At 70.3% G+C, this 5,955-nt stretch carries 5 protein-coding genes; 4 read left to right on the top strand and 1 reads right to left on the bottom strand.

Annotated elements, in window-relative coordinates; all coding sequences use genetic code 11:
- From ACN675_RS27185 to ACN675_RS27170, 4 genes are all read left to right on the top strand, one after another.
- Nucleotides 1–1,168 (top strand): methylmalonyl-CoA mutase family protein (locus ACN675_RS27185; protein WP_420753776.1); only part of this gene is annotated, 1,168 nt, incomplete at its 5' end.
- Nucleotides 1,169–3,415, top strand: coding sequence for a methylmalonyl-CoA mutase (gene scpA / locus ACN675_RS27180; protein WP_420753775.1), 2,247 nt, complete (start codon nucleotides 1,169–1,171; stop codon nucleotides 3,413–3,415).
- A gap of 6 nt (nucleotides 3,416–3,421) precedes the next feature.
- Entirely contained in the window at nucleotides 3,422–4,432 is a 1,011-nt protein-coding gene (meaB, locus tag ACN675_RS27175) for a methylmalonyl Co-A mutase-associated GTPase MeaB (RefSeq protein ID WP_420753774.1), read from the top strand.
- Nucleotides 4,429–5,115, top strand: a complete 687-nt coding sequence (locus tag ACN675_RS27170) for a lysoplasmalogenase family protein (protein WP_420753773.1) — start codon at nucleotides 4,429–4,431, stop codon at nucleotides 5,113–5,115. Before meaB ends, ACN675_RS27170 begins: the two co-directional genes overlap by 4 nt.
- Before the next feature lie 29 nt (nucleotides 5,116–5,144).
- On the opposite strand, the gene ACN675_RS27165 is transcribed toward ACN675_RS27170, so the two are convergent.
- On the bottom strand, nucleotides 5,145–5,741 hold the full coding sequence (locus tag ACN675_RS27165; protein WP_420753772.1) for a hypothetical protein: 597 nt from the start codon (nucleotides 5,739–5,741) through the stop codon (nucleotides 5,145–5,147).
- Nucleotides 5,742–5,955: the final 214 nt, after the last annotated feature.

Genomic DNA, 5,955 nt, shown 5'->3' with positions numbered 1-5,955 from the left:
CGCCGAGGAGCTCGGCGCCGCGATCGCCGCCGGTCTGGAGTACCTGCGCGAGCTGGTCGCCGCCGGTCGGACCGCCGCCAACGCGCTCGGTCAGATCGAGTTCCGCCTCGCGGCCACCGACGACCAGTTCCAGACCATCGCCAAGTTCCGCGCCGGCCGTCAGGTCTGGGCCCGCATCGCCCAGGTCGTCGGGGCGGTGGACGCGGGCAACGCCCCGCAGCACGCCGTCACCTCCGCCGCGATGATGACCCAGCGCGACCCGTGGGTGAACATGCTGCGCACCACCCTGGCCGCGTTCGGTGCCGGTGTCGGTGGCGCGGACTCGGTCACGGTCCTGCCGTTCGACGTCGCCCTGCCCGCCGGTGCGCTCGACGTGTCCGAGGCGTTCTCCGAGCGCATCGCCCGCAACACCCAGCTGCTGCTGCTCGAGGAGTCCAACCTGGGCCGGGTGCTCGACCCGGGCGCCGGCTCCTGGTACATCGAGGAGCTCACCGCCCAGGTTGCCGGCAAGGCATGGGAGTTCTTCCAGCAGATCGAGGCGGCCGGAGGTTACCGCGCGGCGCTCGACGCGGGAGTGATCTCCGAGCGCATCGCCGCGACCCGCGCCCGCCGCGAGTCCGACATCGCGCACCGCCGTACGTCGGTGACCGGCGTCAACGAGTTCCCGAACCTGGGCGAGACGCCGCTGCCCGCCGACGTCGCCGAGGCCGGTGCGTTCGCGGCCCGCTACGCCGCACCGTTCGAAGCCCTGCGTGACCGCTCGGACGCGTACCTGGCCGCACACGGTGTCCGCCCGAGGGTGCTGCTCGCACCGCTCGGACCGATCGCCGAGCACAACATCCGCTCGACGTTCGCGACGAACCTGCTGGCCGCCGGCGGCATCGAGGCCGTCAACCCCGGCACCCTCGCGCTCGACACGATCGCGCAGACCGTGGCCGATTCGGGTGCGACCGTCGCCGTCCTGTGCGGCACCGACAAGCGGTACGACGCGGATGCCGGTCCTGCGACCGCCGCGCTGCGTGCCGCCGGCATCTCCACCGTCCTGCTCGCCGGGCCGGAGAAGGCCGTCGGTGACGTGGAGGGTGAGGCGCGTCCGGACGGGTTCCTCACCGCCAAGATCGACGCGATCGCCGCGCTGACCGACCTGCTGAACACTCTGGGAGCGTAAGTGAGCATCGAACACAAGATCGGCAGCTTCGCCGATGTCCCGCTGACGGATCCGGCGTCGCCGGCCCCGTCCGCGCCGACTCCGGAGCAGGCCGCCGCGCTCGTCGAATCCGTGGCGACCGCGAACAACTACACCGTCGACGACGTGGTGTGGTCGACGCCCGAGGGCATCGACGTCAAGCCCGTCTACACCAAGGCCGACCGGGATGCGGTCGAGGCCGCCGGCTACCCGCTGGGCAGCTACCCCGGCATCGAGCCGTTCGTGCGCGGCCCGTACCCGACGATGTACGTCAACCAGCCGTGGACCATCCGCCAGTACGCCGGGTTCTCCACCGCCGCCGAATCCAACGCCTTCTACCGCCGCAACCTCGCGGCCGGCCAGAAGGGCCTGTCGGTGGCGTTCGACCTGGCCACGCACCGCGGCTACGACTCGGACCACCCACGTGTGCAGGGTGACGTCGGCATGGCCGGTGTCGCGATCGACTCGATCCTCGACATGCGGCAGCTCTTCGACGGCATCGACCTGTCGCAGGTGTCGGTGTCGATGACCATGAACGGCGCGGTGCTGCCGATCCTCGCGCTGTACGTCGTGGCCGCCGAGGAGCAGGGTGTCGCGCCCGAGCAGCTGGCCGGAACCATTCAGAACGACATTCTGAAGGAGTTCATGGTCCGCAACACGTACATCTACCCGCCGAAGCCGTCGATGCGGATCATCTCCGACATCTTCGCCTACACGTCGGCGAAGATGCCGCGGTTCAACTCCATCTCGATCTCCGGCTACCACATCCAGGAAGCCGGCGCGACCGCCGACCTCGAGCTCGCCTACACGCTCGCCGACGGCATCGAGTACATCCGCGCCGGTCTCGACGCGGGCATGGACATCGACAAGTTCGCGCCGCGCCTGTCGTTCTTCTGGGCGATCGGCATGAACTTCTACATGGAGATCGCGAAGATGCGGGCCGGGCGCCTGCTGTGGAGCGAACTCGTCGAGAAGTTCTCCCCGAAGTCCGCGAAGTCGAAGTCGCTGCGCACCCACTCGCAGACCTCCGGCTGGTCGCTGACCGCGCAGGACGTGTTCAACAACGTCGCGCGCACCTGCGTCGAGGCGATGGCCGCGACCCAGGGCCACACCCAGTCGCTGCACACCAACGCGCTCGACGAGGCCCTCGCGCTGCCGACGGACTTCTCCGCGCGCATCGCCCGCAACACCCAGCTGCTGCTGCAGCAGGAGTCGGGCACCACCCGCCCGATCGACCCGTGGGGCGGCTCGTACTACGTCGAGTGGCTCACCCACGAACTCGCGAACCGGGCCCGCGCCCACATCGCCGAGGTCGAGGAGGCCGGCGGCATGGCGCAGGCCATCTCCGAGGGCATCCCGAAGCTGCGCATCGAGGAGGCCGCGGCCCGCACGCAGGCGCGCATCGACTCCGGCCGCCAGCCGGTGATCGGCGTCAACAAGTACCAGGTCGCCGAGGACCAGCAGATCGAGGTCCTCAAGGTCGAGAACTCGAAGGTCCGCGCCGAGCAGATCGCCAAGCTCGAGCGGCTGCGCGCCGAACGTGACGAGGACGCCACCCGCGCCGCGCTGGCCGCGCTCACCCGCGCCGCCGCCTCCACCGAGGGCGGCATGGAGAACAACCTGCTCGCCCTCGCGATCGACGCGGCCCGCGCCAAGGCCACCGTCGGCGAGATCTCCGACGCGCTCGACGAGGTCTACGGACGTCACCAGGCCGAGATCCGCACCATCAGCGGTGTGTACCGGGACGAGGCCGGAAAGGCGGGCAACATCAGCACGGCAACCGAACTCGTCGAGAAGTTCGAGAAGGCCGAGGGACGTCGTCCCCGCATCCTGGTCGCGAAGATGGGCCAGGACGGTCACGACCGCGGACAGAAGGTGATCTCCACCGCCTTCGCCGACCTCGGCTTCGACGTCGACGTGGGACCGCTGTTCCAGACCCCCGAAGAGGTCGCCAACCAGGCGGCCGACAACGACGTGCACGTCATCGGCGTGTCGTCGTTGGCCGCGGGACACCTCACGCTGGTGCCCGCGCTTCGGGAGGCGCTCGCGGAGGTGGGCCGCCCCGACATCATGATCGTGGTCGGCGGCGTCATCCCTCCGGGCGACTTCGACGAGCTGTACCAGGCCGGCGCCGCGGCGATCTTCCCGCCCGGCACCGTCATCGCCGACGCGGCCGTGGGTCTGCTCGGCAAGCTCTCCGAGCAGCTCGGCCACGGCTCGGAGGACTGATCCCAGATGGGCCGACCTCCGGTCGATCTCGATCGGCTCGAACAGGACGTGCTCGCCAATCGGCGGGCCGGCCTGGCCAAGGCGATCACGTTGGTCGAGTCCACCCGCGACGACCATCGGGAGCAGGCGCAGCAGTTGCTGCTGCGCCTGCTCCCGAAGGCGGGCAACGCGATCCGGGTGGGCATCACGGGTGTTCCCGGCGTCGGGAAGTCGACGTTCATCGACTCGCTGGGCATGTACCTGCTCGAGAAGGGCCACCGGGTGGCGGTGCTCGCCGTCGACCCGTCGTCGACGCGCACCGGCGGGTCGATCCTCGGGGACAAGACCCGCATGGCCCGCCTGTCCGTCGAACGGAACGCCTACATCCGTCCGTCCCCGACCGCCGGCACGCTCGGCGGTGTCGCCAAGGCGACCCGCGAGACGATGGTGCTGCTCGAGGCCGCCGGTTTCGATGTGATCCTCGTCGAAACCGTCGGTGTCGGTCAGTCCGAGGTGACGGTCGCGAACATGGTGGACTGCTTCACGTTCCTGACGCTGGCCCGCACCGGCGATCAGCTGCAGGGCATCAAGAAGGGCGTGCTCGAACTCGCCGACCTCGTCGCGGTGAACAAGGCGGACGGCAACTTCGAGCGCGACGCGCGGGTCGCCGCCCGCGAGCTGGCCGGCGCGATGCGCCTGGTGCACCCGCACGACGCGATCTGGAAACCGCCGGTCATCACGATGAGCGGTCTCGAGGGCCACGGCCTGGACACGTTCTGGGACACCGTCCTCAAGCACCGTGAGGTGCTCACCGCGGCGGGGTTGTTCGAGGAGAACCGCCGTCGCCAGCAGGTCGACTGGACCTGGACGATGGTGCACGACCAGCTGCTGCGTCGTCTCGAAACGAACCCGCGGGTCAACAAGATCCGCGACGAGGTCGAGCAGGGTGTGCGCGACGGGTCGCTCACCGCGGCGCTGGCCGCGCAGCGGCTGCTCGCCGCCTTCGACGGCACCGAATCGTTCGACGGCACTGCATGACGATCCGGTCGGCCGCGACCGCTGCTTCGGTGGCGTTCGCGGCCGTCGCCGTCGCGCATCTCCTCGCGCAAGTCGTGGCGCCGGAATCGGCGTTCACCGACATCTCCCAGTGGTTCCTGATGCCGCTGCTCGCCGCCGCGCTGGCCGCCGCCACCCCGGCGCCGCGATCGCGGCTGGTGAATCTCGTGCTCGTCGCTCTCGGGTTGTCGTGGCTGGGCGATGCCGCACCCGACCTGTTCGACGGGGACGCCGCGTTCCTGGTGATGGTCGGGTTCTTCCTGTGCGCGCAGGTGGTGTACATCGCGGCGTTCGCGCCGTACCGGGCGGCCGGCATCGTGCACACCCGCCGCTGGGCGCTGGCGATCCCGGTGGTCGCCGTCCTCGCGCTGATCGCGGTGTGCGCGGCCGGCGCGGGCGCACTGCTCGCCCCGGTCGTCGTGTACGGGCTGCTGCTCGCCACGATGGCGGTGCTCGCCACCGGCGTGTCCCCGGTCGTGGCGACCGGCGCGGTGCTGTTCGTCGTTTCGGATGCGCTGATCGCGCTCGGGGCGTTCACCGAGCTGTCCGTTTCCGGCTTCGCGGTCATGTCCACCTACATCGCGGCCCAGGTGCTCATCGCGGTCGGCGCCCGCGCGGTCGCCGAGCCGGTGGTGTCGAGCCCCGGCCGGGCCGCGACCGCCTGAACGGGTCACGAACCGGCCGGGACAGGGGATCAGATTCCGATCAGTTCCTTCGCGACGGCGACCGCGGCGGGCCCGTCGAGAGCCGGGCGATCGGCCCATCTGCCGCCGGTGACCGTCACCGATACCTCGGGCAGCGACACCGTGGTCACGGAGACGGCGGCGACGGCGATCTCCTGCTCGAGGGTGTACGCGATGCCGCCGGCGCTCTCGATGTCGGCGTCGGAGATCACGGTCAGCCCGGAGCCGCCCATCTGCTCGGCGGAGTAGACGGTACCGGTGCCGGGTTCGAGGATGACACCGACGGTGCGGATCGCGTCGAGGTCGGTCGCGGGGCTCTCCCACTGGCAGTAGGCACCGTTCTCGCCGGCCTCGCTCACGGCGCCGGCCTGCAGGCCGTCGATGTAGTCGGCGACATAGGGTTCGATGTCCGCGCAGCTCGAGAAGCGGGCGAGGATGTCCTCGTCCAGGGTGCCGGGGATGAACTCCGACCCGGAATCCGAGGACGCCGAATCCGAGGATGCCGAATCCGGGGACGCAGCGTCGGAGGAGGAGTCCTCGGAGGAGCAGGCGGGTAGCAGCGCGCAGGCGAGTGCGACGGGGACGGCGAGAAGTCGAGTTCGATTCACCGCTGCATGGTATAGGTCGCGGGCCCGCTCGTTGATCTTGGTCCCGGTTGCCCGATTTCGGAGTGATCGTCGCAGGTCAGCGGGTTTCCGGAGGCGTCGGCCAGGACGGGGGATCGCCGCCCCACGGGCGCGCCGGGAACGGATGATCGGGGTAGTCGGCGACGGCGGGCCGGGCCGCCGTGACCGCACCGTGGGTTGTGACGGTTGCCGCACC

This window comes from Rhodococcus sp. O3, assembly GCF_048897285.1.
In the GTDB taxonomy this organism is placed as follows: Bacteria; Actinomycetota; Actinomycetes; order Mycobacteriales; family Mycobacteriaceae; genus Rhodococcus.
The sequence above is the reverse complement of the archived record's forward strand: the minus strand, read 5'-3'. Positions and strand labels throughout refer to the sequence as shown.

Bases quoted from the DNA above. Each gene is read 5' to 3' on its own strand.
- meaB (WP_420753774.1), top strand. From the start codon at position 3,422: ATGGGCCGACCTCCGGTCGATCTCGATCGGCTCGAACAGGACGTGCTC.
- ACN675_RS27170 (WP_420753773.1), top strand. From the start codon at position 4,429: ATGACGATCCGGTCGGCCGCGACCGCTGCTTCGGTGGCGTTCGCGGCC.